This is a genomic window from Serratia sp. SA088, from assembly GCF_049065515.1.
Lineage (GTDB): Bacteria > Pseudomonadota > Gammaproteobacteria > Enterobacterales > Enterobacteriaceae > Serratia > Serratia nematodiphila.
Genome location: NZ_JBAKGW010000002.1, coordinates 21,197 through 47,970, shown reverse-complemented (window position 1 = coordinate 47,970; position 26,774 = coordinate 21,197). Strand labels below are relative to the sequence as shown.

24 protein-coding genes are annotated in these 26,774 nt (G+C 63.5%); 10 read left to right on the top strand and 14 right to left on the bottom strand.

Annotation, left to right across the window (positions count from 1 at the left end; genetic code table 11):
• Window positions 1-261: 261 nt before the first annotated feature.
• Entirely contained in the window at window positions 262-1,749 is a 1,488-nt protein-coding gene (locus ACOWVD_RS05095) for an MDR family MFS transporter (protein WP_016927859.1), read from the top strand.
• A gap of 50 nt (window positions 1,750-1,799) precedes the next feature.
• Here the strand turns inward: ACOWVD_RS05095 and ACOWVD_RS05090 are convergent, their stop codons facing one another.
• Complete coding sequence (locus tag ACOWVD_RS05090; protein ID WP_004938557.1) at window positions 1,800-2,099, bottom strand: DUF1161 domain-containing protein; 300 nt, start codon at window positions 2,097-2,099, stop codon at window positions 1,800-1,802.
• An 89-nt stretch (window positions 2,100-2,188) separates the two neighbouring features.
• Window positions 2,189-2,557, bottom strand: a complete 369-nt coding sequence (locus tag ACOWVD_RS05085) for a DUF1283 family protein (protein WP_004938560.1) — start codon at window positions 2,555-2,557, stop codon at window positions 2,189-2,191.
• Window positions 2,558-2,705: 148 nt separating this feature from the next.
• Between ACOWVD_RS05085 and ACOWVD_RS05080 the strand changes: the two genes are divergently transcribed.
• Window positions 2,706-3,032, top strand: coding sequence for a YnfA family protein (locus ACOWVD_RS05080; protein ID WP_004938563.1), 327 nt, complete (start codon window positions 2,706-2,708; stop codon window positions 3,030-3,032).
• Between the two features lie 36 nt (window positions 3,033-3,068).
• On the opposite strand, the gene ydfG is transcribed toward ACOWVD_RS05080, so the two are convergent.
• The 5 genes from ydfG to fecI all read right to left on the bottom strand — a co-directional run bounded on the left by ydfG (window position 3,069) and on the right by fecI (window position 8,608).
• Window positions 3,069-3,818 carry a bifunctional NADP-dependent 3-hydroxy acid dehydrogenase/3-hydroxypropionate dehydrogenase YdfG gene (gene ydfG / locus ACOWVD_RS05075; protein WP_274851901.1) on the bottom strand — a complete coding sequence of 250 codons (750 nt, stop codon included), beginning with the start codon at window positions 3,816-3,818 and terminating at the stop codon, window positions 3,069-3,071.
• 125 nt (window positions 3,819-3,943) lie between these two features.
• Window positions 3,944-4,465 (bottom strand): GNAT family N-acetyltransferase, encoded by a 522-nt coding sequence (locus ACOWVD_RS05070; RefSeq protein WP_004938571.1) that lies wholly within the window; start codon window positions 4,463-4,465, stop codon window positions 3,944-3,946.
• Window positions 4,466-4,665: 200 nt separating this feature from the next.
• Entirely contained in the window at window positions 4,666-7,017 is a 2,352-nt protein-coding gene (fecA, locus tag ACOWVD_RS05065; protein ID WP_049240127.1) for a TonB-dependent Fe(3+) dicitrate receptor FecA, read from the bottom strand.
• 113 nt (window positions 7,018-7,130) lie between these two features.
• Window positions 7,131-8,087, bottom strand: coding sequence for a ferric citrate uptake sigma factor regulator FecR (gene fecR, locus ACOWVD_RS05060; protein WP_049240128.1), 957 nt, complete (start codon window positions 8,085-8,087; stop codon window positions 7,131-7,133).
• On the bottom strand, window positions 8,084-8,608 hold the full coding sequence (fecI, locus tag ACOWVD_RS05055) for a ferric citrate uptake sigma factor FecI (protein WP_015377788.1): 525 nt from the start codon (window positions 8,606-8,608) through the stop codon (window positions 8,084-8,086). The genes fecR and fecI overlap by 4 nt, the downstream gene beginning before the upstream one ends.
• Before the next feature lie 120 nt (window positions 8,609-8,728).
• Between fecI and ACOWVD_RS05050 the strand changes: the two genes are divergently transcribed.
• The gene (locus ACOWVD_RS05050) at window positions 8,729-9,079 is read left to right on the top strand and encodes a hypothetical protein (protein ID WP_342135099.1); all 351 of its coding nucleotides are present in this window, start codon (window positions 8,729-8,731) and stop codon (window positions 9,077-9,079) included.
• The gene (gene guaD, locus ACOWVD_RS05045; RefSeq protein WP_274864216.1) at window positions 9,036-10,352 is read left to right on the top strand and encodes a guanine deaminase; all 1,317 of its coding nucleotides are present in this window, start codon (window positions 9,036-9,038) and stop codon (window positions 10,350-10,352) included. The genes ACOWVD_RS05050 and guaD overlap by 44 nt, the downstream gene beginning before the upstream one ends.
• Here the strand turns inward: guaD and ACOWVD_RS05040 are convergent.
• Entirely contained in the window at window positions 10,337-11,500 is a 1,164-nt protein-coding gene (locus ACOWVD_RS05040; RefSeq protein WP_049240131.1) for an MFS transporter, read from the bottom strand. The two genes, guaD and ACOWVD_RS05040, sit on opposite strands and share 16 nt — an antisense overlap.
• Before the next feature lie 103 nt (window positions 11,501-11,603).
• Between ACOWVD_RS05040 and ACOWVD_RS05035 the strand changes: the two genes are divergently transcribed.
• Both ACOWVD_RS05035 and dcp read left to right on the top strand, forming a co-directional pair.
• Window positions 11,604-12,518, top strand: a complete 915-nt coding sequence (locus tag ACOWVD_RS05035) for a LysR family transcriptional regulator (protein WP_421105485.1) — start codon at window positions 11,604-11,606, stop codon at window positions 12,516-12,518.
• A gap of 106 nt (window positions 12,519-12,624) precedes the next feature.
• Window positions 12,625-14,826 carry a peptidyl-dipeptidase Dcp gene (gene dcp, locus ACOWVD_RS05030; protein WP_028128196.1) on the top strand — a complete coding sequence of 734 codons (2,202 nt, stop codon included), beginning with the start codon at window positions 12,625-12,627 and terminating at the stop codon, window positions 14,824-14,826.
• A gap of 72 nt (window positions 14,827-14,898) precedes the next feature.
• Here dcp and ACOWVD_RS05025 read toward each other — a convergent pair whose 3' ends face one another.
• The 5 genes from ACOWVD_RS05025 to ACOWVD_RS05005 all read right to left on the bottom strand — a co-directional run bounded on the left by ACOWVD_RS05025 (window position 14,899) and on the right by ACOWVD_RS05005 (window position 19,700).
• The gene (locus ACOWVD_RS05025; protein ID WP_004938595.1) at window positions 14,899-16,209 is read right to left on the bottom strand and encodes an MFS transporter; all 1,311 of its coding nucleotides are present in this window, start codon (window positions 16,207-16,209) and stop codon (window positions 14,899-14,901) included.
• A gap of 141 nt (window positions 16,210-16,350) precedes the next feature.
• Complete coding sequence (locus ACOWVD_RS05020; RefSeq protein WP_421105484.1) at window positions 16,351-16,980, bottom strand: N-carbamoylsarcosine amidohydrolase; 630 nt, start codon at window positions 16,978-16,980, stop codon at window positions 16,351-16,353.
• A 9-nt stretch (window positions 16,981-16,989) separates the two neighbouring features.
• The gene (locus tag ACOWVD_RS05015; RefSeq protein WP_015377793.1) at window positions 16,990-17,742 is read right to left on the bottom strand and encodes a maleate cis-trans isomerase family protein; all 753 of its coding nucleotides are present in this window, start codon (window positions 17,740-17,742) and stop codon (window positions 16,990-16,992) included.
• Window positions 17,743-17,757: 15 nt separating this feature from the next.
• Window positions 17,758-18,552: an alpha/beta fold hydrolase gene (locus tag ACOWVD_RS05010; protein ID WP_164095060.1), complete on the bottom strand. Its 795-nt coding sequence runs from the start codon at window positions 18,550-18,552 to the stop codon at window positions 17,758-17,760.
• Complete coding sequence (locus ACOWVD_RS05005) at window positions 18,549-19,700, bottom strand: FAD-dependent monooxygenase (protein ID WP_076740247.1); 1,152 nt, start codon at window positions 19,698-19,700, stop codon at window positions 18,549-18,551. Before ACOWVD_RS05005 ends, ACOWVD_RS05010 begins: the two co-directional genes overlap by 4 nt.
• A gap of 326 nt (window positions 19,701-20,026) precedes the next feature.
• On the opposite strand from ACOWVD_RS05005, the gene ACOWVD_RS05000 reads away from it, so the two are divergent.
• From ACOWVD_RS05000 to ACOWVD_RS04985, 4 genes are all read left to right on the top strand, one after another.
• On the top strand, window positions 20,027-21,085 hold the full coding sequence (locus tag ACOWVD_RS05000; RefSeq protein WP_049240135.1) for a 2,5-dihydroxypyridine 5,6-dioxygenase: 1,059 nt from the start codon (window positions 20,027-20,029) through the stop codon (window positions 21,083-21,085).
• Window positions 21,086-21,151: 66 nt separating this feature from the next.
• Window positions 21,152-21,625 (top strand): MarR family winged helix-turn-helix transcriptional regulator, encoded by a 474-nt coding sequence (locus ACOWVD_RS04995; RefSeq protein WP_004938613.1) that lies wholly within the window; start codon window positions 21,152-21,154, stop codon window positions 21,623-21,625.
• Between the two features lie 85 nt (window positions 21,626-21,710).
• A complete protein-coding gene (locus ACOWVD_RS04990) occupies window positions 21,711-22,253 on the top strand; it encodes a (2Fe-2S)-binding protein (protein WP_004938615.1) in 543 nt (180 codons plus the stop codon).
• On the top strand, window positions 22,246-25,818 hold the full coding sequence (locus ACOWVD_RS04985) for a molybdopterin cofactor-binding domain-containing protein (RefSeq protein ID WP_049240138.1): 3,573 nt from the start codon (window positions 22,246-22,248) through the stop codon (window positions 25,816-25,818). Before ACOWVD_RS04990 ends, ACOWVD_RS04985 begins: the two co-directional genes overlap by 8 nt.
• A gap of 6 nt (window positions 25,819-25,824) precedes the next feature.
• On the opposite strand, the gene ACOWVD_RS04980 is transcribed toward ACOWVD_RS04985, so the two are convergent.
• Window positions 25,825-26,706 carry a LysR family transcriptional regulator gene (locus ACOWVD_RS04980; protein WP_197763747.1) on the bottom strand — a complete coding sequence of 294 codons (882 nt, stop codon included), beginning with the start codon at window positions 26,704-26,706 and terminating at the stop codon, window positions 25,825-25,827.
• Window positions 26,707-26,774 lie beyond the last annotated feature (68 nt).

Below are 26,774 nucleotides of genomic sequence, written 5' to 3'. Positions count from 1 at the left end.
GCACCCTGTCGTTGACCGTGCCAAGTTTTATGAACAAAATCAGCTGATTGAGTTTGCCCGTATTGGCGCCGCAGCCCGCGTCAGCGCTGGGATGCGGGTAAAGTGAAAAAAATCCACGGCAAAACGTTACGCCGTAACAGTTAGTCCAAATGGTGCGATTCGCCGCCGGCAAAGGCAGGATGTGAGGGCGGATAGACTTGGCGCTGGCGCTTGCTGATATACTCAGGGAAAATAAAAACGCCAGGAAACCTGCATAACGCCATGACAAATAACGTTTCACCCGCACCCATTGCCCACCGCCCGCTGATCCTGATCGCCTGCATGCTGGCGATGTTCATGTCGGCGATCGAAGCCACCATCGTCGCCACCGCCATGCCGACCATCATCGGCGATCTCGGCGGTTTCTCGCTGCTGGGCTGGGTGTTCGCGGTCTATTTGCTGGCGCAGGCGATCACCATTCCCATCTACGGCCGGCTGGCGGATCTCTACGGCCGCAAGCGGGTGTTTTTCTTCGGCGCGACGCTGTTCCTGCTGGGATCGGTGCTGTGCGGCTTCGCCCCCGACATGTATTGGCTGATCGGCTTCCGCTTATTGCAGGGATTGGGCGCCGGCGCCATCATGCCGATCGCGTCCACCATCATCGGCGACATCTACAGCGCCACCGAGCGGCCGAAGGTGATGGGCTACCTGTCGAGCGTGTGGGGCGTATCGGCGATCATCGGCCCGCTGCTGGGCGCGTTTATCGTGCAACACCTGCCGTGGGCGCTGGTGTTCTGGGTCAACCTGCCGATCGGCCTGCTGGCGATGTTCTTCCTTTGGCGCTATCTGCCGGCGCATCAGCAGTTGCGCCGGCACGCGCTGGATCTGGCCGGCACCGCCTGGCTGACGCTGTTCGTTTCCGCGCTGCTGCTGGCGCTGTTGCAGATGGAAAGTCTCGGATGGTGGGTGGCGCCGCTGCTGGCGCTGGCGGCGGCGTCGCTGGCGCTGCTGATCCGCCAGGAGCGGCGCGCGGTTGAGCCGCTGTTCCCGCTGGCGCTGTGGCAAAGCCGGGTGATCGTCGCCGGTAACATCGGCGGGCTGGTGATCGGCGCGGCGATGATGGGCATCAGCGCCTTTCTGCCCACCTTCATTCAGGGCGTGATGGGGGGCTCACCGCTGGAGGCGGGCACCACGCTGGCGTTGATGTCGATCGGCTGGCCGCTGGCCAGCACGCTGAGCGGCCGTTTGATGCTGATGACTTCGTATCGCGCCACGGCGCTGTTGGGCGCGCTGCTGCTGGTGGCGGGCGGCCTGATCCTGCTGATGTTGCAGCCGAACGGCGGTCTGCTGTGGGGCCGGGTGGCGGCGTTTATGGTCGGCGCCGGCATGGGATTGTGCAACACGACGTTTCTGGTTTCGGTGCAGAACGCGGCGCATTACAGCATTCGCGGCATTGCCACTGCCTGTACGGTGTTTACCCGCATGGTGGGCTCGGCCATCGGCACCGCGATTTTGGGCGCCACGCTGAACCTCAACCTGCAGTGGCGTTTGCCGGAGATTGACGATCCGGTGCAGCGGCTGATGGAGCCGGCGGTGCGGCAGAGCATGGGGAGCGAAGCGCTGGCGCAGCTTATCCAGCAGGTGGCGGCTTCGCTGCATTGGGTGTTCCTGGTATCGGCGTTGGTGTCGTTGCTGGCGCTGGCGGCGGCGATGCTGATCCCGGCGCGTTGTCGGCCGCAAGGCGAAGAGGAAGAGGCGGAGCAGGCGTAAAGGAAAAGGAAAGGGCGCGGCTGTTGCGCGCCCTGGGTAGCCGATGCGGCTTACTGCGCGTTGGAGGTGTCCTGGCTGGTGCCGGTCTGCGCCGCGTCACCACTATCGTCGCCGTTGTTCAGGCGGGTATAAACGATCTTCTGGGTGTCGTTTTCGCAGTGGCCGACCACCTGGCCGCCCGCTTGATCGGCCTGATCGTTAGGCACGATCTCCAGTTTGAAGCCGGACTCCGGAACGCCGTTATTGACGATTTTTTGCGAAATGTCCGCTTTCACGCTTTCACAAGAGGCCAGAGCCGCCAATGGGGCGCCGGCCAGCAAGACAGCGGTTAATATCAGCGTTTTCTTCATCACGTCATCCTTTTAGACAATGAACTTCCTGTAACAGGATAGCAGCAACGGCGGCCGGGTTTCACGCTTGCCCGCCCGCCGCAGGCGGATTAAGGATTAATCCGACGCCCGGTCTGGCGATCCAGACATTTACGGGTGTCCGGTTCCCAGTATGCGTTGACGTTGTTGCTGTCGTTGCAGCGGTCTTCGTCATCCGCCGCGCGATCGGCCTTGTCGAACTCTTTCTCGACGCGAGTGTTGACCTTGTGGCGCAGGGATTTGGTATCATTCCACTGCTCTTTGCTTTGGCGCGCTTCTTCGGTGCTCATCGCGCCGCTGCCTTTGCCATCGACGGTGACGCAGGTGCTGCCCTGCGTGCAGGTGGCGGCCAGCGCCGGCGCCTGCCAGGCGCCCATAACGGCCAGCATGGCGACCGGCAGCATCCCGCGCAGCAGTCGTTGGGTCGAAAATGTTTTCATCGTTTCATCCTTATGAGTGAGTGCGCCTGATGATGGCGACACTGGCGTTACCTCGCCCGCAGGCGTGGTGATAAATATACCACCGCGCTCCTGGAATTCACCAGCCAAGCGCCGATTCGTTTACTTTACCGAGAGAAAACTGCGACCGATGTTAAAAACCACGCTGTTGTTTTTCGCCACCGCCCTGGCTGAAATTATTGGCTGTTTCCTGCCTTACCTGTGGCTGAAGAAGCAGGGCAGCGCCTGGCTGCTGCTGCCGGCGGCATTAAGCCTGATGCTGTTTGTCTGGCTGTTGACGCTGCATCCGGCGGCCAGCGGGCGGGTCTATGCGGCTTACGGCGGTGTGTATGTGGCGACGGCGCTGCTGTGGCTGCGGGTGGTGGACGGGGTGAAGCTGTCTGCGCTGGATTGGGTCGGCGCCGGGGTGGCGCTGGCGGGCATGCTGATTATCGTTTCCGGCTGGCGCGCGGCCTGAGGAAACGCGGCGGGAGTTGCCTCCCGCCGTCGCGGCTCAGGCGCCGCGGTGGATGTTCAGCCCGGCGAAGGACTGGCTGACCGGCATCATTTCCAGCGTGTTGATGTTGACGCGCGCCGGCAACGTCGCGACCCAGAACACCGACTCGGCGATGTCTTCCGGCGTCAACGCATCGGCGCCTTCGTAGGTTTTGTTGACCTTGCCGTCATCACCCTTGAAGCGCACGTTGGAGAATTCGGTGCCGCCCACCAGGCCCGGCTCGATATCGGTCACACGGATGCGCGTGCCGTGCAGATCGGCGCGCAGGCCCAGGCTGAACTGCTTGACGAACGCTTTGGTGGCGCCGTACACGTTGCCGCCGGCGTAAGGCCAGTTGGCGGCGGTGGAGCCGATGTTGATCACATGGCCGACGTTGCGCTCGACCATGGCCGGCAACAGCGCGCGCGTCATGTTCACCAGCCCTTTGGCGTTGGTGTCGATCATGGTTTCCCAGTCATCGGCGTTGGCCTTGTGCGCCGGCTCCAGCCCCAGCGCCAGCCCGGCGTTGTTCACCAGCACGTCGATCTGGCGCAGCTCGGCCGGCAGTGCTTCGATCGCCTGTTGAATGGCGGCGCGGTTGCGTACGTCGAGCCGCACGATGTGCAGCGCTTGGCCGAGTTCTTCCTGCAGCTCTTCAAGACGCTCAAGGCGGCGCCCGGCGGCGACCACCCGATGGCCTTCACGGATAAAACGGCGCGCGATCGCCTCGCCGAAACCGGAGGTGGCGCCGGTAACAAAAATAATCATGTTGCTGTTCCTCAACTGTTTTTACCCTACATGCCTCTATCATTAGCACAAACCCGCAGGCAGTGGCAGGGGTTATCACGGCGGAAAGCAAAAAAGATGACACCGGGCCGGCGGCCCGATGCTGACTAGCGCTGAGGCGGCAGGTGATACACCACTGCGTCATACTTGATGCGCTCGCAACGGCCGGCCAGCACACCGCCCAGCGACTCGACGAGGCGGCGGCTGGCGGTATTCTGCTCGGCCACCGGGTAGAGAAAGTGCGGCGGCTGAAAGCGCTCGCTGGCCCAGCGCGCGATACCCTGTACGATTTCACGGCCGTAGCCCTGGCCATGCAGGCTCTCTTTCACCCAGATGCCCAGCTCCGGGGTGTGGCTGCGTAGGTTGTGCGCGCCGCCGACGCCGACGAACTGCCGGTCTTCGCGCCGGCGGGCGACGAAGATCACTTCTTCACCCTCGCGCATCAACGGCAGCCAGCCTTGCCAGACGTTGGCGAAATCCTCCGGCGACGCCTCCGGCTCAAAGGTCATAAAGCGCGTCAGAGTGGGGGTGATCGCCTGGTAAACATCGTCGGCGTCTGCTGCGGTAAAGGGGGCAATCAACAAACGGTCGGTGTCAACGCGGCACTGAGAAAGGTCATTATGATTCATCTTATTCCCTCGCTTTTCAGGCCAGAATGGCAAAAAAATCCGCGCCCATAAGTTGGGGCGGATCGTCGATATTACGCGCATTGGCGTCAGAAGCGACTTATTTTTCGCCGCTGTGGCGGCGCGGAGTAACGGCTTTATGTGACGGCGTCACGTTGATGGGAAAGGCGGCGGGCACGGTTAACCGCGCCCGCCGCTGCGGATCAGAACTTCACCGAACCTTGCAGATAAATCGTGCGCGGCTGGCCGATGTACAGACCCTTGTTGTTGTCGTCATAGGCGCGGGTGAAATACTCGTGGTTGAACAGGTTTTTCACGCCGACGCCCAGATTCAGGCCGGCCATTTCCGGGCCGAAATCATAGGCGGCGCGCACGCCCCACAGCATATAGCCAGGGATGCGGCCGGTGCTGCCGTCGGCGCTTTCCGCCACGGTGTTGGCGTTGTCGGCGAACTGGCTGGACTGGAACTCGCCGTTAAGGTTAAACGCCCAGTTGCCTGGCGTGTAGTCCAGCCCCAGCGTGCCTTTATGCTTCGGCGAGAACGGCACCTGGTTGCCTTTGTAGCCGCCGTCTTCACGAATGGTGGCGTTGACGTAGGCGTAGCTGGCGTAGGCGGTCAGGTCGTCCAGTTTCGGCGTCAGCTGCGACAGATCGTAACGCAGGCTGCCTTCCAGCCCGGCGTGGCGGGTTTTGCCGCGCGCGGTCACGCTGTCGGTCACCTGGTTGGAGTCGTACTGGTTGTTGAAGTTGATCAGGAACAGCCCGATTTCGCCGGTCAGCGCATCGCCGGCGTAGCGGGTGCCCAGCTCCCAGGTGCGCGCCTTCTCCGGTTCGATCTTGCCGCTGTCCACCGCTTTGCCCATCTGGCTGTATTGCACGGTGCCGAAGGAGCCTTCGGTGTTGGCGTACAGGTTCCAGTATTCGTTCAGGTGATACATCACGTTTAACGCTGGCAGCGGCGCGTTATAGCTGACGTCGAGGCGGTTGTTCTTGATGTAGTTGTTCTGATACGACTTGATGTATTCGTAACGCATGCCCGGCGTGATGGTCCAGTCGCCGATGTCGATGCGATCGTCGATATAAAACGCGTGCGCCTCGGTGCCGGACTGGGTGTCGCGATCGTACGGGCTGGCGGTGGACGGCAGCTTGCCGGTGCTGGCTTTAGTGTAGTAGCGCAGCTCGTGGGTGGATTCGCTGACGTAACGGTAGCCGACGCCGACTTCATGGGCGGAATCTCCCCAGCGGAAACTTTGGCTGTAGCGCGGTTCTACGCCGCGCACCCAGTATTCGCGCGGCGACAGCGTCAGGTTCTTGCCCTGATCCAGATAGCCGCTGCGCAGGGTGTAGGTGTAGAAGCTCTGCACGTCGAACTTGTGCTGCTGATCCGGCTGATACTGGTAGCCGAAGTTGGCCAACTGGCGGCGGCCCCAGAACTTGTCGTACGGGCGCGTCGACTGGAACGGGTTGGCGTTGTAGTCGGCCCGGCTCAGGCCGCCCGGCATCTCCGCTTCGCCTTCGTAGTATTGCAGCAGGCTGTTGAAGGTGTGCACCTCGTTCGGGGCGTAACGGCTTTTCAGCATCACGTCGTCGATTTTGGTCGCGCTGTGCTCGCGCCAGTCGCTGCCGCGGGTGCCGGAGTAGAGCAGCGCCGCGCCGAGGCCGTTGTCGGCGGTGCCGCCGATCATCAGGTTACCGGTGCCTTTCGGGTGATCCTGGCGCGAGGTCGGGCTGAGCTGCCCCTGCATGCCGGCCTCCATGCCGAAGGTTTTCGGGATGGCGCGGGTGACGAAGTTGACGACGCCGCCGACGCTCTGCGGCCCGTAGCGCACCGCGCCGCCGCCGCGCACCACGTCAATCGCATCCATATTGCCGAGCGAGACCGGCGCCAGCGACAGCTGCGGCTGGCCGTAAGGGGCGAAGGGCACCGGGATGCCGTCCATCAGCACGGTGGAGCGGCTGGCGAGGCGGGGGTTGAGGCCGCGAATGCCGAAGTTCAGCGCCATATCGTGGCTGCCGGTGCCGTTGTTCTCCGGGGCCACCACGCCCGGCACGCGGTTCAACGCTTCGCGCACGGTGGTGGTGCCGGTTTTGGCGAACTCTTCGCGGCGCACCACGTCGCGCGCGCCGGGATGTTCGAATACATCGATCTGGCGGCCTTCCGCCAGCCAGTCACCGACTACCGTGATGTCTTCTTCTTTCTGCGGCTGCGGCAGTTTGGCCAGCGTGTAGCCGTTGTTGCCGAGCGCTCGGGCCTGCAGGCCGCTGCCCGCCAGCAGGGCATTCAGGCCGTCATCGACGCCGTAGCTGCCGTTCAGGCCAGGCGAACTTTTACCGGCGGTTAACGCGCCGTCTACCGAAAGCGCGATGCCGGCGCGAGCGGCGAACGCGTTCAGCGCGCCGTCCAGCTCACCGGCTGGAATGTGATAGGTGGCCGCGGCGCTGGCGGCGCTCGCCATCAGCGGTGCGGCGAATGCCAGGCCAATGGCCACGGCCAGCGGTTTGGCCCGTTTTCCCCAAAGCGAAGCCGGAGCGACCTTTCCCCAAGCGTTGTTCATACCTTCTCCTGAATCATTTTTATTTATTGCTGCAGTGTTTTCCTGGGAGTCGGATGAGCAAGGCAAAAGGGATAATCAAAAATGCGATTTTTTATCATTTTCATTTAAAAAATTCAGGCGGGGACGATTTGCAGCCAATAGCGGGTAAAGCTCTGCAGACGTATCGGCAGCGTCTGGCTGAGCAGGGCGAGAGCGCGATCGGTATCGTTGAGCGGGAAACTGCCGCTGACGCGCAGGCCGGCAACGGCCGGATCGCAGCTCAGATGGCCGCGCCGGTAGCGCGCCAGTTCGGCGATCACCCGCTCAAGCCGCCACTGGCTGACGCTCAGCACGCCGCGCAGCCAGCCGTCCTCCGCCGCAGCCGATTGCTTGTCGCCGAAGGCCGTGGCGCTGAAGCTAATCTGTTCGCCGGCGTTCACCCGGCGCGTTTGCCGCGCGTCCTGCGCCAGTTGCGCTTCAACCGCATGCTCCAGCACCGTCAGGCGCGTCTCGCCGCCGCTCTCGCGCACCAAAAAACGGGTGCCGAGCGCGCGCATCGCCCCCTGCGGGCTTTGCACCCATAGCGGCCGGGCGTCGCGTCCGGTGATCAGGCTGATTTCCCCGGCGTGCAAGCGGATCAGCCGTTGACGATCGTCGTAATGTACGTCCACCGCGCTGGCGGTGTTCAGCACCAGCTGGGTGCCGTCGCTTAACACAATGGGTTTGATCTCGCCGGTGGCGGTGCGGTAGTCGGCACGCAGCTCCCGGCCGAACGGCGACTGGTAAAGGAAGCCGCCGCCGCCCACGCCGAGCAACAGCAGCAGGCTTTTCAGCAGGGTGCGGCGATCGATCGCCGCCTGGCGGCCGGCGCGGTCGAGCGCACGGTAGCTGAACTTGCCCGGCACGCCCTGCAGCTGGCTCTGCAGCGCTTCGACGCGCTGCCAGGCCCAGCGGTGATCGTCATGCTGCTGATGCCAGGCTTGCCACTGTTGGCGCTGGCGCTCGGTGACGTGCTCGTCGCACAGCAGCGCATACCAGTGTGCGGCCATTTTCAGTGCCTGGCGCTGCTCGGGGGTGATGGCGTTGCTCATGAATAAACGTCGTTTTCCAGGCTGAACAGCAGGCAATGCTCGGTGGCTTTGGCCATGTATTTTTTAACCGAGCTGACCGACACGCCGAGGCGCGCGGCGATGTCCGCATAGCCCAGGCCTTCGAGCTGCGACAACAGAAAGGCCTGTTTTACCTTCGGCCCGAGGCCGTCGAGCATGGCGTCGATCTGCTGCAGGCTGTCCAGCAGGCTCTGGCGCTGCTCCGGCGACGGGGCATAGCCTTCCGGGATCAGCGCCAGCATCTCCAGATAGGCGCGCTCCAGCGTTCTGCGGCGGAACAGATCGACCATCACCCGTTTGGCGACGGTGACCAAAAAGTCTTTCGGTTCGCGCAGGGTCGCCGCGGCGTCGCTTCTCAGCAGGCGCATAAAGGTGTCCTGCGCCACATCGTCCGCATCGAACGCGCAGCCCAGCCGCCGACGCAACCATCCCTGCAACCAGGCGTGGTGGGTGGCGTAAAGGCGCGACAGCGCGGCGTGCGGGGCAGAGGCGGTGGCGGACATGGTTTTCGCATTGCTGGTCAAAAAGATGCGCGGATGATAATTGAGAATGGTTATCGTTTCAAGTTTGACCGTTGTCCTTAGGCCGAGATTCAACCCCCAGGCGCGCTGTTGAAATAAGCCGTGCGCCGTGAAGATATTCGCTTGCCCATTCATGGTGCAGCGGCGCGATGTTATTTTGGCAGGCAAACGGTTGCTATTTATCCGCCGTCGAAGACTGAGCATGGGTCTTATTCTTTTTCGCCGGCCTATGCTTTTGGATTAATTTCTAATTATTTGTTTTTATTTAAAAATGTATTTTATCGCCGCCTGTTGGCATGCGGCTTGCTATGCTTAAGCCGGTCTTGGCGTTTAGGCGACAAAGGCATTGTTTCATCGGCGCAGGTTATTTCGCGGGTGAGCTTGGCCGGTCGTCACAAGGAAGAAAATAATGGCACTGCAATTCACCACGGCTATTCGTGGCAATTTTTTTGATATCGCAGCCTGTGTGGAGGCGCCGCAACAGCTCGAGGAACGCCTGCGGCATGTTCCCGACGGTTTGCTGCTGCTGAACGACGGCGTCATCGTCTGGTTCGGCAGCTGGCAGCAGGGCGAGGCGCTGCTGCCGCCGGGCTTCACGGTCACGGAATATCGCGACAAGCTGATCGTGCCGGGATTTATCGATACCCACATCCACTACCCGCAAACCGAAATGATTGGCGCCTATGGCGACCAACTGCTGAACTGGTTAAACAATTACACCTTCCCGACCGAAAGCCGTTATGACTGTGAGCAGCACGCCGATGCGATGTCGGCCTTCTTTCTGCAGCAGTTGCTGAGTAACGGCACCACCACCGCGCTGGTGTTCGGCACGGTGCATCCACAGTCGGTCGATGCGCTGTTCAGCCAGGCGGCAGCGCTGAACATGCGCCTGATCGCCGGCAAGGTGATGATGGATCGCCATGCGCCGGAGGCGCTGCTGGAAACGCCGGCGCAGAGTTACCGCCAGACGCGTGAGCTGATTGAACGCTGGCACGGCAAAGGCCGCCTCGGTTACGCCATTACGCCGCGCTTTGCGCCTACCAGTACGCCGGCGCTGCTGGCGCAGGTGCAGCGGCTGCGCGAAGAGTATCCCGACGTTTGGCTGCAGACGCACCTGAGCGAGAACCCGCAGGAAGTGGCCTGGGTAAAAGCGCTGTTTCCGCAGCACCGCAGCTATCTGGATGTTTACCACCGTTATGGCATGACCGGCGATAAAAGCGTGTTCGCTCACTGCTTGCATCTGGAGGAGCAGGAGTGGGACTGCCTGTGCGATACCCGCTCGGCGATCGCCTTTTGCCCCACCTCCAACCTGTTTCTCGGCAGCGGGCTGTTTGACCTGCAGCAGGCCTGGCGCAAGCGGGTGAAGCTCGGTATCGGCACCGACGTGGGGGCCGGCACCACCTTCAATATGCTGCGCACGTTAGGCGAGGCGTACAAGGTTGGCCAGCTGCAGCATTACCGGCTCTCCGCCGTAGAAGCGTTCTATCATGCCACCCTGGGCGGCGCCCGCGCGCTGGCGCTGGACGACAAAATCGGCAACTTCAACGTCGGTAAAGAGGCGGATTTCGTGGTGCTCGATCCGGCGGTCACGCCGCTGCAGCAGTTGCGTCATGCCAACAGCGCCACGCTGATGGAGCAAGGGTTTGTGCTGATGACCCTGGGGGACGATCGTAATATTTATCGCACCTATGTGGACGGCAAGGTAGTTTATCAGGCGGCGCGCTGACGCAGCCGCGCCTGCAACCAAACGCTGAGCGGCGCGGCGACGACGGCGCTCAGCGCGCACAGCCACAGCAGGCGTTGCAAACCGAGCGGGGTGAGGCCGCCGCTCAGCAGCGTGGAGGAGAGCAAGAAGGCCACCGTGGCGCTCAGGTGTATCAGGGCGGTTTGCAGCGTGCCGAAGGCGGCGCGTTGCCGATTGTCCGGCCAGCGCATGCTCAGGGAAGAAATCGCCACCAGCCGCGCGTAGGCCGCTGCGAGAAACGCAATCATGAACAGTTCGCCGCGATCGCCACCGCACGCCGCCAACCACAGGCTGCCCAACAGCAACAGCGTGGCGCTCACCGTCAGCGTCACGGCGCCAAAGCGTTGCAGCCAGCGGCCCGCCAGCACGGTCGCCAGATAGCCGGCTACGCCGCCGATGAGAAACAGCCAGGCCAAATGCGCGTCGGCCACCTGTAGCCGCTGGGTGAGCAGCGGCGCCAGTACCGGGATCAGCAGCATCGGGCTGAACTGCGTCAGACCGGCGGCGGAGGCGAACAGCAACAAACGGCGATCGAGCGTGACGGGGGCGGCGGCCTGCGGCTGCGGCGCATCCCTGGGAACGAACAGTGCCACCAACACCGCCGCCAGCAGACACAGCCCGCCGATAGCCGCCAGTGCAACGCGCCAGTTCGCCACCTCGCACAGGTACAACATGCCCGGCATGCCGATGATGCTCACCAGTGAAAAAGATGCGATCACCGTTGCCAACATTCGGCCGTGCAGCGCGGCCGGCGCGGCGTTGAGCAGCAAGCCGATCCCCACGCCCATCGTGGTGCCGCCCAGCAGACCGGCCAGCAGCCGCAGCGCCAACAGCCAATAAAACTGCCGGGTGGCGGCGATCAGTAAGGTCGTCACGCCCAGCAGCGCGACGTTGAACAGCAGAAAACGCCGCTTCTCAACGCCGCCGATCCAATAGAACGCGCCGATACCGGAAATCACCGCCGCCAGCGTATAGGCCGCGCTGACATAACCGGCGTAGCTGACGGGCACCGAAAAGTCGGCGGCCATATAGAGAAATATCGGGTTGAACACCATGTATTCCAGGGCATTGGTGAATTGAATAAAGGCGATGACCAGCGCTATCGCCGTCAGCTTTCTCGTGGGTGTCATAAGCATCCATCGGTTGCAGAATCAGGCCGGCAGTGTAGCGCTTGGCGTTGAGCGGGATTAGGTGGTAGAAATGGCATGGTTTGTTATCAAATGTGGGATAATCATGCGCGCCAAATTGGATTTAAACCTGTTACGCATTTTCGTGGCGGTGGTGGAGCAAGGCAGCTTCGTCGGGGCCGCCCGGATGCTGGCGATGCCGACCTCCAACGTCAGCCGCGCTATCTCGCAGCTGGAACGCCAGCTCGACCAGCGCTTAATCGAGCGCAGCACCCGCTCAATGCGGCTGACGCCGAACGGCCAGCTGTTGCATGAGCGGGTTCAGCCGTTGCTGGCGTCGCTCGATCATACCGCGCAAACGCTCAGCGAACGGCAGCAACAGCTGCGTGGGCCGCTGCGCCTGTGCGTGCCGAATGAAGTGGGGCCATATCTGTTGGGCGAGCCGCTGGCGGCGTTCGCCGTGCAGCATCCGCAGATCGAAATCAGCTGCGTCACCAATCTGGCGGGAATGGCGTCCCTGCTTGACGATGTCGATCTGGCGGTGATGATCAGCCGGGGCATGCTGGACGACAGCGACTATGTCGCGCAGCCGCTGGCGTCTTTCCCCTGCATCGTGGTGGCCGCGCCGGCGCTGCTGGCGCAGTGGCCGCCGACGGCGGAGATTGAGCAATTCACGCAATTGCCCTGTATCAGTACGGTGGATGCGCTGAAGGGCATGCCATGGCAGTTCGTGCGCCCGGACGGCAAGTTCGTTACCGTCCCGGTCAATGCGCGCTATCGCGTCAATAGCGGGGAGATGGCGCTGAAGGCGGCCCTGGCCGGCGTGGGGTTCGCCATGCTCTCCGAGCTCGGTTGCCGGCCGTTTCTGGCCGACGGACGTTTGGTTGAGATACCGCTGGCCTTGCCGCCGGCGCCGCTGCAGCTGTATGCCGTTTATCCCGGCCGCCGCTATCTGCCGGCCAAAACGCGCGCGCTGCTGACCTTTCTGATACAGCAGGTTGGCGAGGCGACTAACTTCTAATCACTTGTTTTTGCTCAAACTGCCAACTGCGCCTAAGCTAGGTGATGACTCAGAGGGAGCCATTCCCCGAGACCTTATTCCGTGAACATGGAGGAGTTTCGATTTGATGCGTTTATCCACATTGGTGCTGGCGATCGGCATGGCGCTGGGCTCGCAGGCACAGGCAGCAGAAACCCAACCTCACGCCGACCATAGCGCGCTGCCCAGCGGCCAGGCGAAGGAGGCTACCGTGACCGGTGAAGCCAATCAGCACGACAAGCAAAAGACCCAAAACCCGTTCTTCTATCAAAGCCGTCTGCCGTTCCAGGCGCCGCCGTTCAACCTGATCAAGGAGAGCGACTACGCGCCGGCGATCGAAGCGGGCATCAAGCAAAAGCGGGAAGAGGTGGAGAAGATCGCCAACAACCCGGCCAAGCCCAACTTTAAAAATACCTTCGTGGCGCTGGAGCAGGCCGGCTCGCTGCTGACGCGGGTGATGAACGTGTTCGGCGCCATGACTTCGGCCAACACCAGCGACGCGCTGCAGAAGCTGGATGAAGAGACCTCGCCGAAGCTGGCGGCGCTGAACGACGACATCATGCTCAACGGCAAATTGTTCGCGCGCATCAAGGCCATTTATCAGGATCGCGATGCGCTGAAGCTGGATCCGGAATCGCGCCGGCTGGTGGAAGTGACCTACAAGAACTTCGAGCTGGCGGGCGCCAACCTGTCGGACGCCGACAAGGCCAAGCTGAAAGCGCTGAACCAGGAAGCGGCGACGCTGAGCACCCAGTTCACCAACAAACTGCTGGCGGCGAGCAAAAACGGCGCGCTGGCGATAACCGACCCGGCGAAGCTGGACGGTCTGTCCGAAGGCGAACTGGCCGCGGCAGCGCAGGCGGCCGCCGAACGCAAGCTGGAGAAACAGTGGCTGCTGGTGCTGCAGAACACCACGCAACAGCCGTTGCTGCAGAGCCTGAAAGATCGCGACACCCGCAAAGCGCTGTTCGACGCCTCCTGGACGCGTGCGGAGAAGGGCGACGGCAACGATACCCGTCAGACCATTTCGCGTCTGGCCAAGGTGCGCGCCGAGCAGGCCAAACTGCTGGGCTACCCGAACTACGCCGCCTGGAAGCTGCAGAACCAGATGGCCAAGACGCCGGATGCCGCGCTGAGCTTTATGCGCAACATCGTGCCGGCGGCCACCGCGCGCGCCGAGCGTGAAGCCAAAGACATACAGGCGGTGATCGATCAGCAGAAAGGCGACTTCAAGGTGCAGGCCTGGGACTGGCAGTTCTACGCCGAACAGGTGCGCAAGGCCAAGTACGATCTGGACGAATCGCAGATCAAACCTTACTTCGAGCTGAACAACGTGCTGAACAACGGCGTGTTCTACGCCGCCAACCTGCTGTACGGCATCAGCTTCAAAGAGCGCAAGGACATCCCGGTGTATCAGCCGGACGTCAAGGTGTATGAAGTGTTCGACAAGGACGGCAAATCGCTGGCGCTGTTCTATACCGATTACTTCAAGCGCGACAACAAGGGCGGCGGCGCCTGGATGAGCAACTTCGTCGATCAGTCGAAGCTCAACGGCACCAAGCCGGTGATCTACAACGTCGCCAACTTCACCAAACCGGCGCCGGGGCAGCCGGCGCTGCTGTCGTATGACGACGTAATCACCATGTTCCACGAGTTCGGCCATGCGCTGCACGGCATGTTCGCCGATCAGGAATACCCGAGCCTGTCGGGCACCAACACCGCGCGCGACTTCGTCGAATTCCCGTCGCAGTTCAACGAGCACTGGGTCAGCGATCCGAAAGTGTTCAGCCATTTCGCCAAGCACTACCAGACCGGTGAGGCGATGCCGCAGGAACTGGTCGACAAGATCAAGAAGGCCGACAAGTTCAACAAGGGCTACAGCATGACCGAGCTGCTGTCCGCCGCGCTGCTGGATATGCACTGGCACATGCTGACCGCCGATCAGCCGCAGCAGGATGTGGACAAGTTCGAGGCCGAGTCGCTGCAAAAAGACAAGGTGGATCTCAGCTATGTGCCGCCGCGCTACCGTTCCAGCTACTTCCAGCATATCTGGGGCAACGGCTACGCCGCGGGCTACTACGCCTATCTGTGGACGGAAATGCTGGCGGACGATGCCTTCCAGTGGTTCACCGAACACGGGGGCCTGACCGCCGAAAACGGCCAGCGCTTCCGCGACATGATCCTGTCGCGCGGAAACAGCCAGGATCTGGAGAAGCTGTACATCGACTGGCGCGGCAAAGAGCCGAGCATCGAGCCGATGCTGATCAACCGCGGGCTGAAGGACGAGTAAGTACGGCCATTCCCGGTAAGCAAACAAAAGGGCGCGTTATGCGCCCTTCGTCTTTTTTGGCTTGGCCGACAGTCAGCGGTTCACCACCTTGGCCGGCAGGGCCACCACCAGCAGCGAGCTGAGCAGCAGGCAGCCGGCGAAGGCCCAGAGCGCGCCGCCGCTCTTGCCGGTCAGATCCAGCGCCAGCCCCATCAGCGAATTGCTCACCAGCCCGGCGATGTTGGCCAGCGAACAGGCAAGCGCGAAGCCGGTCGCCGCCGCCGTACCGCGCAGGAAGGTGGCCGGCAGGCTGAAGAACACCGGCACCGCGCCGATGATCGCCGCCTGGGCGATGGAGAACAGCAGCACCGTGGCCAGCGCATTGTGGGTGAAGAAGGTGCTGCCGGCCATCGCCAACGCGCCGACGATAAACGGCACGATGATGTGCCAGCGCCGTTCGCGCAGCCGGTCCGAACTGCTGCCGATCAGCAGCATGCCGAGCAGGGCGGCGACGCTGGGGATCGCCGTCAGGTAGCCGATGGTGGTGATGTCGGTGACGCCGGCGGTTTTGATGAAGGTCGGCATCCAAAAGCCCATGGCGTAGGCGCTGAGCAGAATGGCGAAGTCGATGCCGCCGAGCATCCACACTTTCAGGTTGAAGAAGCCGTCGCGGAAGCTGTGCTTGCCGTGATCGGCCTCGGCGTCGTCACGCGCCAAATCGTCGGCGATGCGCTGTTTCTCCTCGGGCGTCAGCCACTTGGCCTGCTGATAAGTGTTAGGCAACAGCCAGAAGGTCAGCACGCCCAACAGCACGCTGGGAATGCCCTCCAGCAAAAACAGCCACTGCCAGCCGTGCAGCCCGTGGCGCATGTCGAAATGGCCCATGATCCAGCCGGAGAGCGGCCCGCCGATCACGCTGGAGAGCGGCAGGCCGATCATGAACAGCGCGATGATGCGGCCACGGCGATAGGTCGGGAACCACAGCGTCAGGTAAAAGAGCACGCCGGGCAGGAAACCGGCCTCCGCCACGCCGAGCAGAAAGCGGATGACGTAGAACTGCGTCGGCGTGGTGACGAACATGGTGGCGGTGGACAGCAGCCCCCAGGTGATCATGATGCGGGCGATCCACATCTTGGCGCCGACGCGCTGCAGGATCAGGTTGCTCGGCACCTCGAACAGAATATAGCCGACGAAGAACAGCCCGGCGCCCAGGCCGAAGGCCGCTTCGCTCAGCTGCAGCGCGTCGGCCATCTGCAGCTTGGCCAGCCCGACGTTGATGCGATCGAGGTAGGCCGCCAGATAACACAGGCAAAGAAACGGGATCAGTTTCCAGGTGATTTTGCGGTACAGCAGCAGCGATTCTGCGTCCGCTTTCCCCGCCAGCGGGGTGTCGACAATGGCCATGATGTTGTCTCCAGGTGGTGCGTGTTGGCCTCCGCAGGAGGCGCCTGTTGTGTTTGCGTGCATGGACGCCGCCCTGTTTCGGGCGGTCGCCTGAGGCGCTGTCTGCGCCTTCGTTATTGTCGTTGCAGGTGAATCGTTGATTCATAACCGGTTCAGATAGTCGAGCGCCTCCCGTTTGTGCACCACGTCGCCGTATTTGCTGTCGATGTCGAACAGGTTGGCTTCGTGCGGGCCGGGGTGACGATCGCCGACGCACTCGCGCACCACCATGGCGCGAAAGCCGTGCTGCACCGCGTCCACCGCGCTGGCGCGGATGCAGCCGCTGGTGGAGCAGCCGATCATCAGCAGCGTGTCGATCCCTTGCGCCACCAGCAGCGGCGCCAGCGCGGTGCCGAAGAAGGCGCTGGCGTATTGCTTGCTCAGCACCACCTCATCGCCCAGCGGCGCCACCGGCGGGCAGAACGCCGCCAGCGGGTTGCCTTCCACCATGCCCTTCATCACCGGCGCTTTCTTGACCCACAGGCCGCCATCGGCAAAATGGCCTGCATGATAGCGGATATGGGTGTGGATCACCGGAATTCCCGTTCGGCGCGCGCAGGCCAGCAGCTCGCGGCTTTCCTCGACTGCGCTTATTACGCCCGGCGCGAACAGCGGCGCGCCTTCGGTGGTGTAGGCCTGCATAAAGTCGATCGCCAGCAGCGCCGGGCGCCGGCCGAAGCCGATGCGCTGGCCCCAGACGCCGCGATAGTTGTCGCTGAGGGTGTCGTTCATTCTGCCTCCTCAATAGGCGCCGGACAGCAGGGCGCCGGCGCCGGGGACGATCGGCTCCAGCTCCAGCGCGGTCAGCATCGCGTAAGTGGTGGCGATGGCGGCGGTGATCACCGGTTTGCCGGTTTGGGCCTCCACCGTCGGGACGGCCGGCAGCGAAGGCATCTGCACGCAGGCGGACAGCACGATAGCATCGACCTCGCGTAAGTCCATCTCGGCGACGATCCCCGGCAGCCTGGCCGGATCGTGCCTGCCGACTTCGAGGTTGTCCGGGATCTCCAGCGCGCGCCATACCTTGACCTCGATGCCTTCGTGCTGGATGTAGTCCACCACCAGCTGGGTCAGCGGTTTCATGTAGGGCGCCACCAGCGCGATGCGTTTGGCGCCGATCACCTTCAAGCCGTTGACCAGCGCGCCGGCGCTGCTGATAACCGGCGCGGCGGCCTGATTGTCTTTCGTCACCTGCGCCAGCCGGGCCTGCGATTCGCGGTGGTAGCCTAGCCCCATCGCCATGATGGCCACCAGGCAGGCGTAGCCGAGCACGTCGACCCGCGCGTCGGACAGCTCCAGCGCGCAGCGGTCGGACTCGGCGTCCATCGCCGCCAATTCTTCTTTATTGACGTGTTTCATGCGCATGCGGCTGGAGTGAAAGGTGAAACGCTCCGGGCGTATCAACTGGCGCGCGCCCAGCATCGCCGGGATCTCGGTTTCCATCGTGGTGTTGGAGCTGGGCACGATCTGGCCGATGCGGTAGTGGTTGCTCATGTCGGTGTTCCTCAGTTAATCCAGAAAATCGCCCAGGGCGCGGAAGAAGCCGTCGAAATCGTCCCACGGGATCATGTGTCCGGCGTTCTCGACCTCGACGATGGCGATCTCCGGCTGCAGCGCGCGGATCTCCGCCCGGTCTTCGGGCTGAATGACGCCGCCTTTGCCCGCGGCCATCAGCAGCGTCGGCATGGTCAGCTGCGGGTAGTCGCGGTGGCTGTCCACCTGATGAAAATCGTCGTAGGCGCGTTGGATAGCCGGCTCGTAGCAGGTATGCAGCCACTCGGCGCGCAGCTGACGCTGTTCTTCGCTCCAGGTTGGGCAAAAGGCGCGCATCTGCTCGGCGCTCATGCCCGGCTGCGACTGCCGGATGGAGTCGGCGTACCATGGCCATTGGCCGGGATAGGCGCGGCGGCCGGGGCCGGAAACCGGCGGATCGACCAGCACCAGCCGCCGCACGCCGGCGGGCCGCAAAGCGGCGGCGCGCAGGGCGAAGCGGGCGCCCATCGAATGGCCGAGCAGGGCGTAACTGTCCAGGTTCAGCGCGGCGGCGAAGGCGTTGACGTCCTGTGCGCAGGTCTCTGCGTCATAAGCCAGTTCCGGGCCGCTGGACGACAAACCGCGGCCGCGCACGTCGAGCACGTAGACGTCGTATTTTTCCCCCAGCCGCTCGGCGACGAAGCCCCAGGTGATCGCCGGGCTGGTGATGCCGGGCACCAGGATCAGCGCCGGGCCGTGGCCGCCGTAGCGCAGATAGTGTTGGCGAATGTCGTTGGCGTGAACGTGGGCGCCGTAGAGGAAGGTGCTCATGCGGCGTTCTCCGATTTCAGCGCTTGCGCGTACAGGTCATAGCCGTAAACCCAGGCCGGATCTTCCTGGGTGCGCAGGAAGGTGTTGGCGTTGGACACCGCCTGCACCCTGGAGGCGCGTTCCTTGCGGTTGGCTTCATACAGCTGGAAGGCGGTGCGGTAGTCGCCGAGGCCGGTTTCCTGCAGGCAGCGGGTCAGCATGGCGGCGTCTTCGATCGCCATCGCCGCGCCCTGCGCCATGTGCGGTTTCATCGGGTGGCAGGCATCGCCGAGCAGCACCAGACGGCCTTCGCTCCACAACGGCAGCGGTTTGCGGTTCAGCAATGGCCATTTGGTGACCTGTTCGCTGGATTCGATCAGCGCCTGCACGATCGGATGGTAGCCGGCGAAGGTCTCGAACATCTCTTCGCGGCTGCTGTCGATGAAGCTGCCCTGGAAATCCCAGGCCGGGTGCGGCACGCCGCTGACGTAGTAATATTCGTCGCGCCGTTGGGTGGTGTAGTAGACCATCAGATGGCGATCCGCCGACCACCACTTCACGCAGTCTTCGAACGTCAGGTTGTATTTCGCCAGCTTCTCGCCGCGGATCAGCGCGCGGTGGGCCACCCAGCCGCTGTAGGTCGGCGCTTCGGCGCCCAGCAGATGCTCGCGGATGCGCGAGTTGATGCCGTCGGCGCCGATCACGATATCAGCGTGGGCCGAGGTGCCATCGACGAAGTTCAGCGCCACCTCGTCACCGCGATCTTCAATCTTGCTCAGGCATTTGCCGAAGTGCAGGGTGCCGGGCTGCAGCGCGGAGAGCTGCAACGCCTGCAAATCGCCGCGGTGCACCGTCACATAGGCGGCGCCGTACTCCCGGCGGGCGAAGGCGCCCAGTTCGATGCGCGACAGGTAGTCGCCGCTTTCGGCGTCGCGGCTGAACCAGAAATCGGGATGAGACGCCATCTGCTCCAACCGTTGCTCAATACCGAGACGGCGGAAAATCTTCAGCACGTTCGGCCCCATGTGAATGCCGGCGCCGAGGCGCGAGAACGCCGGGCTCTGCTCATACAGATCGACGGTAAAGCCGGCTTTTTGCAGCAGCCCGGCGGCGGCGGCGCCCCCCAGCCCGGCGCCGACGACGGCGATGCGTGGTTGTTTGCTCATCATGTTTCCCCTGTCTGTTGGCTTTTTTCAGCGTAGGCCCAACGCGTGGTTGGACGATTGATTTATAGTGTATGCGCTAGATATCGCAAAGTTGCAAAAGTGTTAAATCAGATCTCGCTCACGCTAATTGACAGCGCATTACTGTTAAACTCATGTTAATCACAGGATTGATAAGGCATGAAATAGGACTTTCTTATGATGGCCATCTGTGGCTTGCTTTCTTTTCCTTTTTTGATTTAGATAAAATGAGTGTGTTCGCTTTAAATTGCTTGAAAAATAACCGTCGCCTTGCGGGCGTCGGATACCCTTGACGAGACAGGAGACAGGCCATGGCGGTCAATGAAACCCAGTTGGTACAGCTGTTCGAGCAGGTGCTTACGCTGTCGAAGGTCGATGCTTCGCAGAGCGTGGCGATTTTGAAAAGCCATTATTCCGATGCGCGCACGGTGCGCGCCGCGACCGACGCGGCGCTGCGGCTGGGCGCCAGGGTGTATGCCGTCGAACTGCCGGCGTTCAACCATCCGCGGGCGATGGGCAACGACATGACCGCCTATTGCGGCGATACCGCGCTGACCGGCAACCTGGCGGCGCAGCGTGCGCTGGAGGCCGCCGACCTGATCGTCGATACCATGATGCTGCTGCATTCGCCGGAGCAGGAACAGATCCTGAAAACCGGCACCCGCATCCTGCTGGCGGTGGAGCCGCCGGAGGTGCTGGCGCGCATGTTGCCCAACGCGGAGGACAAAGCGCGGGTGCTGGCCGCCGCCGCCGTGCTGGAGCAGGCGAAGCTGATGCAGGTGACCTCCTCCGCCGGCAGCGATTTCCGCGCGCCGCTCGGGCAATACCCGACGGTGACCGAGTACGGCTATGCCGATGAGCCGGGGCGCTGGGATCACTGGCCGAGCGGTTTCCTGTTCACCTGGCCGAATGAGGAGCAGGCGGAGGGCGTGTTGGTGCTGGAGGTTGGCGATATCTTGCTGCCGTTCAAAAGCTATGCGCGCGAACGCATCACGCTGGAGATCGAACAAGGGTTCGTCACCCGCATTCACGGCGGTTTTGAGGCGGAATACCTGCGCGAATACATGAAATACTTCGACGATCCTGAAGTGTACGGCATCTCGCACATCGGCTGGGGTTTGCAGCCCCGCGCCCAGTGGACGGCGATGGGCCTGCACGACAAGAACGACGGCATGTGCATGGACGCGCGCGCGTTCTACGGCAACTTCCTGTTCTCCACCGGGCCGAATACCGAAGTGGGCGGCACGCGCAAAACGCCTTGCCATATGGACATTGCGCTGCGCCGCTGCGACATTCGTCTCGATGGGCAAACGGTGGTGGCGGACGGGGAAGTGGTGGCGCCGGAGGCGTCGCGCGTGCGCCGGGCGTAATCGTTGCTGCCAACGGCGGGGGTTTGTACTATTCTCGTGGATTCCATAGATGGTGAGAGTAACGCAATGACGCCCCCCGAATACCCGTCAGCCGTGAGCGGCCAACCCGAAAATTATCATTTTACCGAGCAAGTCGGGCACCTGCTGCGCAAGGTTTATCAGCGCCACGTGGCGATTTTCCAGCAAAACGTCGGCGATTCGCAGCTGACGGCGGTGCAGTTCATCACCCTGTGCGCGGTGCGCGATATGGGGCCGAGCTCGCTGACCGAGCTGGTGCAGGTGACGGCGGTGGATCAAGCCACCATCCGCGGCATCGTCGAGCGGCTGAAGGCGCGCGATCTGATCACGGTGACGCCGGATCCGGTGGATCGGCGCAAGGTGGTGGTCGGCCTGACCGACGCCGGCGGCGCGCTGCTGGCGGAAACGGTGCCGCAGGCGGCGAAAATCACAGAATTGACGTTCGGCACGCTGAACCCGGCCGAACGGATAGCGCTGATATTCCTGCTGAATAAAATGCTGGAAGACCCTGCCACCGGCTGATTCGCCCGCGCAACGTCGGTTGCCTGGTGGTCGGTGGCGAGAGGCCAGCCCATAAGACCATCAAGTGCAGGCGGAGACGCAAACAATGGCGATATCTGAAGTGCAATCGCCCAGGGAAGGCGCGAAAACCACGCTGACGGAGCATCCGCTGATGCTGTCGGTGAACGGCGAACAGCTTCATGCGCAGGTGATGGCGGATACGCCGCTCTTGCTGGTACTGCGCAACGATCTGGCGCTCAACGGCCCAAAATACGGCTGCGGCCTGGGTGAATGCGGCGCGTGCACCGTGCTGATCGACGGCGTGGCGGCGCGCTCCTGCGTGATCCCGGCCCTCGGCGTGTCCGGCCGGGCGATCGTGACCCTGGAAGGTCTCGGCACTCGCCAGCGCCCGCATCCGGTGCAGCGCGCCTTTATCGAAGAGCAGGCGGCGCAATGCGGCTACTGTCTCAATGGCATGATCATGACCACCAAAGCCCTGTTGGATCGCAATCCCGCCCCGAGTGAGGCGGAGATCCGTCAGGCGCTGTCCGGCAATCTGTGCCGCTGCGGCACCCATCTTGAAATCCTGCGTGCGGTTCAGCGCGCCATCATTCTCTGCCGCGATGAGGACGCCCACGATCATGACTGATTCCCGTACCCCATCGCCGAGCCAGGCCGAATTGCTGCAGCGCGACGGCGTTCTGTTGATCGTCGACAGCGTGCAACCGCCGCCGGGGCTGGTGCCCAAGGGGCAAACGCCGATGCTGAAGCCCAAGGAGCAAGGGTTGTTTATCGCCCTGTGCGGCAGCGGTGAAATCTATGCCTTTAACGGCCATGTCGATCTCGGCACCGGCGTGCGCACCGCGCTCGGCCAGATTGTCGCCGAAGAGTTGTACCTGCGCATGGATCAGGTGCAAATGGTGTTGGGCGATACCGAGCGCGCGCCGAATCAGGGCGCCACCATCGCCAGCGCCACGCTGCAGATCTCCGCCGTGCCGCTGCGCAACGCCGCCGCCGAAGCGCGCCGTTGGCTGTTGCGCCAGGCGGCGCAGCGCTTCGATGCGCCGGTGGAACGGCTGACGCTGGAGGAGGGCGTGATCCGCAGCCCGCAGGGGCAGGCGCTCAGCTACGCCGAATTGGTGGCCGGCGGTCATGTCGAACTGTCGATTTCCGGCGACGCGCCGCTGAAACCGCAGGCGGAGTATCGCCTGGTGGGCACCAGCGCCGCGCGCGTCGATATTCCGGCCAAGGCGACCGGCGAAACCACTTACGTACACGATATGCGGTTGCCGAATATGCTGCACGGCCGGGTAGTGCGGCCGCCCTATGCCGGTTACGACAGCGGCGAATTTGTCGGCACCAGCCTGCTGGCGGTGGATGAAACCTCGATCGCGCATATTCCCGGCATCGTCAAACTGGTGGTGATCGGCGATTTCATCGGCATTGTCGCCGAGCGCGAAGAGCAGGCGGTCAAGGCGGCGCAGGCGCTGCAGGTCAGTTGGAAAGACTGGCGGCGCAATTTGCCGCAGATGACCGACGTGGCGCAGGCGCTGCGCGACAACCCGCATTCGACCCGGGTGGTGCACGATACCGGCGACGTGGACGCGGCGCTGGCGGCGGCCGACAGGCGTTTCACCCGCAGCTATCTGTGGCCGTATCAGCTGCATGCCTCGATTGGCCCTTCCTGCGCGCTGGCGGACTACCGGCCGGAGCGTCTGCAGGTCTGGTCAGGCAGCCAGAACCCGCACCTGCTGCGCGCCGATCTGGCCTGGCTGCTGGAGTACCCGGAAGCGCAGATCGAGATCGTTCGTATGGAGGCGGCCGGCTGCTATGGCCGCAATTGCGCCGATGACGTCTGCGCCGACGCGGCGCTGCTGTCGCGCGCGGTGGGCAGGCCGGTGCGGGTGCAGCTGACCCGCGAGCAAGAGCATGTGTGGGAACCGAAGGGCACGGCGCAACTGATGGAGGTGGACGGCGGGCTGGACGCCGCCGGGCACCCGGTCGCCTACGATTTTCGCACCTATTATCCTTCCAACGGCGCGCCGACGCTGGCGCTGCTGCTGACCGGCCGGGTCGAGCCGTTGCCGGTGGCCTATGAAATGGGCGATCGCACCTCGGTGCCGCCTTATGAGTATCCGGCGCTGCGCGTCAGCATCGAGGACATGGCGCCGATCGTGCGCGCCTCCTGGATGCGCGGCGTTTCCGCCTTGCCCAACACCTTCGCCCACGAGTCTTATATCGATGAGCTGGCCCACGCCGCCGGCGTCGATCCGCTGGAGTATCGGCTGCGCTACATCAATGATGAACGCGCCAGTGAACTGATGCGCAGCACTGCAGAACGCGCCGGCTGGACGCCGCATACCGAACCGATGCAGACCCCGGCGGAAGACGGCGTGCTGCGCGGGCGCGGCTTTGCCTATGCCCGTTACATCCACAGCAAGTTTCCCGGCTTTGGCGCGGCCTGGGCCGCCTGGGTGGCCGACGTGGCGATCGACAAAGCCAGCGGCGAAGTGGCGGTGACGCGCATCGTGGTCGGCCACGACGCGGGCATGATGGTTAACCCGGACGGCGTGCGCCACCAAATTCACGGCAATGTATTGCAATCGACCAGCCGGGTATTGAAAGAGCGCGTGACCTTTGAGGAATCGACGGTCTCCGCCAAAGAATGGGGGGCCTACCCGATCCTGACCTTCCCGGAGGTGCCGGAGGTGGACGTGGTGATGATGCCGCGCCCTTACGATCCGCCGCTGGGCGCCGGGGAGTCGGCGTCGGTGCCCAGCGCGGCGGCCATCGCCAACGCGGTGTTCGACGCCACCGGCATTCGTTTTCGCGAGCTGCCGATCACCTCGGACAAGCTGCGTGAGGCGCTGAACGGGCCGGATGCCGAACGGCAGGCCGCGCCGCCCAAGAAAAAGAAGCGCGGCAAATGGTGGTTCGGCGGCGCGGCGGGGCTGTTCGGCGCCGTGCTGGGCATCGCCGGCAGCGCCTTGCCGTGGCGGGCGGAGATCGCGCCGGTGGCGACGCCCGGCGCCGGCACCTGGTCGGCCGCCACGCTGGAGCGCGGCCGTCAGCTGGCCGCCGCCGGAGACTGCGCGGTTTGCCATACCGCATCGGAAGGGGCGACCAACGCCGGCGGGCTGGCGATGGCGACGCCGTTCGGCACGCTCTACAGCACCAATATTACCCCGGACGTGGCAACCGGCATCGGCAACTGGTCGTTTACCGCGTTCGATCGGGCGATGCGCCAGGGTATCGCCCGCGACGGCCGCCACCTCTATCCGGCATTTCCTTACACCGCCTTCAGCAAAATGACCGACGGCGACATGCAGGCGCTGTACGCTTATCTGATGTCGCAACCGGCGGTGCGCCAGAGCAACCCGGCCAATCAGATGCGTTTCCCGTTTAACCTGCGGCCGCTGATGGCCGGCTGGAACGCGCTGTTCCTGCGCCAGGGGGAATATCAACCCGATCCGCAACAAAGCGCGCAATGGAACCGCGGCGCTTATCTGGTCAACGGGCTTGGCCATTGCGCCGCCTGCCATTCGCCGCGCAACCTGCTGGGGGCGGAAAAGGGCGGCGCGGCTTTCCTGGCGGGGGGGATGGTGGACGGGTGGGAAGCGCCGGCGCTGAATCAATTGGCCAACGCGGAAAAACCCTGGACCGAGGAACAGCTGTTTCAGTATTTCCGCAGCGGGCATTCCGCCGAGCACGGCGTGGCGGCCGGGCCGATGGGGCCGGTGGTGAGCGAGCTGGCGACGTTGCCGCAGAGCGATCTGCGGGCGATGGCCAATTATGTGATGTCGCTGAGCGCCAAGTCGACGCTGAACGTGGAACCGCAGGCGCAGTTGGCGGCTCGCGCATTGCCGGCGGTGGGGCAACTTGCCGGTGAGCGGTTGTTTCAGGGCGCTTGCCTGGCCTGCCACAGCGCCGCCGCCGGCGGGCCGCAGCTGTTCGGCGTCAGCCCGGATCTGGCCAATAACACCAACATCTTCAGCGATCGCCCCGATAACCTGATCAAGGTGATCCTGCAAGGGATCCCCAAACCGGCCACCGCCGAATTGGGCTTTATGCCGGGCTTTAAGGACAGTTTTTCCGATCGGCAGGTAACGGCGCTGGTGAATTATTTACGCCAACGCTATGCCGGCGACAAACCGGCCTGGCGCGACGTGGAGGCGCAGGTTGCGCGGCTGCGCGCAGAGCCGGGCACGCACTGAGCCGCCTCAGGCATGGCGCAGGAACGCCACCAGCCGCTGCGCCGGCAGCGGCAACTGCGCCGGGTCACGCACCGCGATCGACAGGCGCCGGGTCGCCCAATCGTCCGTCAGCGGCAGTGCGCTGTGCCGAATTTCCGGCTGGCGTTGTGCGCTCTCTTCCGGCACCACCGCCAGCCCGGCGCCGCGCAGCACCATGCGGCAGATGGCGTCGAAATGAGCGGCACGCGCCCGCAATCGCATCGGGCCGCCGCTGCGTATCGCCAATTGCTCAAGATGTTGTTGCAGCGCGCTCTCTTCCGGCAGGCCGATGAAATCAAAAGGCAGGGCGTCCGCAAAGCTGACCTGCCGGCGGCCGCTGAGCGCATGCCCCGGCGGCAGTGCCAGCACCAGACGATCCTGGCGAAAAGGGTAACTTGTCAGCCCGCGCAGATCGGCGTGGTCCGCGACGATGCCGATATCCGCCGCCCGTTCGTCGATTGCCTGCGCGATGGCCGGGCTGGGCAGCTCTTCCAGCGCGATATCGGTGTGCGGGTGCAGCATCAGAAAATCCGCCAACAGCTCCGGCAAAAAGGCGTCGGCGGCGACGGTATTGGCGACGATGCGCAGCTGGCTGCGCTGGCCCGGCGCGAACTCGGCCATATCACCGCGCAGCCGGTCGCGCTGCTGCAATAGCACTCGCGCGTGATGCAACAGGCGCTCACCGGCGGGCGTCGCCTGGACGCCGCGCGGATTGCGCGTCAGCAGCGCTACGCCGGCCTGTTGCTCCAGCCCGCGCATGCGGGCGCTGGCGGCGGCCAGCGACAGCCCGACGCGCTCGGCGCCGGCGGTGATGCTGCCGGTCTCGAGCACTGCCGCCAACAGCCGCAGATCGATAAAGTCAAAATGCATGCGTTTTCCCTCTGTCTTTGCCGCAGGCAGGCTCTGTCATTGCCGCATTGTGCCGCGGCGCGGCGCTG

Excerpts from the sequence above, each read along its gene's own strand:
- fecR (WP_049240128.1), bottom strand. The coding sequence starts at position 8,087 with ATGAGCAACGCCATCACCCCCGAGCAGCGCCAGGCACTGAAAATGGCC.
- ACOWVD_RS05095 (WP_016927859.1), top strand. The coding sequence starts at position 262 with ATGACAAATAACGTTTCACCCGCACCCATTGCCCACCGCCCGCTGATC.
- ACOWVD_RS05015 (WP_015377793.1), bottom strand. The coding sequence starts at position 17,742 with ATGAGCAACCACTACCGCATCGGCCAGATCGTGCCCAGCTCCAACACC.
- ACOWVD_RS05020 (WP_421105484.1), bottom strand. The coding sequence starts at position 16,980 with ATGAACGACACCCTCAGCGACAACTATCGCGGCGTCTGGGGCCAGCGC.
- ACOWVD_RS05025 (WP_004938595.1), bottom strand. The coding sequence starts at position 16,209 with ATGGCCATTGTCGACACCCCGCTGGCGGGGAAAGCGGACGCAGAATCG.
- ACOWVD_RS05005 (WP_076740247.1), bottom strand. The coding sequence starts at position 19,700 with ATGATGAGCAAACAACCACGCATCGCCGTCGTCGGCGCCGGGCTGGGG.
- ACOWVD_RS04985 (WP_049240138.1), top strand. The coding sequence starts at position 22,246 with ATGACTGATTCCCGTACCCCATCGCCGAGCCAGGCCGAATTGCTGCAG.
- ACOWVD_RS05040 (WP_049240131.1), bottom strand. The coding sequence starts at position 11,500 with ATGACACCCACGAGAAAGCTGACGGCGATAGCGCTGGTCATCGCCTTT.
- ACOWVD_RS05035 (WP_421105485.1), top strand. The coding sequence starts at position 11,604 with ATGCGCGCCAAATTGGATTTAAACCTGTTACGCATTTTCGTGGCGGTG.
- ACOWVD_RS05080 (WP_004938563.1), top strand. The coding sequence starts at position 2,706 with ATGTTAAAAACCACGCTGTTGTTTTTCGCCACCGCCCTGGCTGAAATT.
- ACOWVD_RS05000 (WP_049240135.1), top strand. The coding sequence starts at position 20,027 with ATGGCGGTCAATGAAACCCAGTTGGTACAGCTGTTCGAGCAGGTGCTT.
- ACOWVD_RS05070 (WP_004938571.1), bottom strand. The coding sequence starts at position 4,465 with ATGAATCATAATGACCTTTCTCAGTGCCGCGTTGACACCGACCGTTTG.
- ydfG (WP_274851901.1), bottom strand. The coding sequence starts at position 3,818 with ATGATTATTTTTGTTACCGGCGCCACCTCCGGTTTCGGCGAGGCGATC.
- ACOWVD_RS04980 (WP_197763747.1), bottom strand. The coding sequence starts at position 26,706 with ATGCATTTTGACTTTATCGATCTGCGGCTGTTGGCGGCAGTGCTCGAG.
- ACOWVD_RS05090 (WP_004938557.1), bottom strand. The coding sequence starts at position 2,099 with ATGAAGAAAACGCTGATATTAACCGCTGTCTTGCTGGCCGGCGCCCCA.
- ACOWVD_RS04995 (WP_004938613.1), top strand. The coding sequence starts at position 21,152 with ATGACGCCCCCCGAATACCCGTCAGCCGTGAGCGGCCAACCCGAAAAT.
- fecA (WP_049240127.1), bottom strand. The coding sequence starts at position 7,017 with ATGAACAACGCTTGGGGAAAGGTCGCTCCGGCTTCGCTTTGGGGAAAA.
- ACOWVD_RS04990 (WP_004938615.1), top strand. The coding sequence starts at position 21,711 with ATGGCGATATCTGAAGTGCAATCGCCCAGGGAAGGCGCGAAAACCACG.
- guaD (WP_274864216.1), top strand. The coding sequence starts at position 9,036 with ATGGCACTGCAATTCACCACGGCTATTCGTGGCAATTTTTTTGATATC.
- fecI (WP_015377788.1), bottom strand. The coding sequence starts at position 8,608 with ATGTCCGCCACCGCCTCTGCCCCGCACGCCGCGCTGTCGCGCCTTTAC.
- dcp (WP_028128196.1), top strand. The coding sequence starts at position 12,625 with ATGCGTTTATCCACATTGGTGCTGGCGATCGGCATGGCGCTGGGCTCG.
- ACOWVD_RS05085 (WP_004938560.1), bottom strand. The coding sequence starts at position 2,557 with ATGAAAACATTTTCGACCCAACGACTGCTGCGCGGGATGCTGCCGGTC.
- ACOWVD_RS05010 (WP_164095060.1), bottom strand. The coding sequence starts at position 18,552 with ATGAGCACCTTCCTCTACGGCGCCCACGTTCACGCCAACGACATTCGC.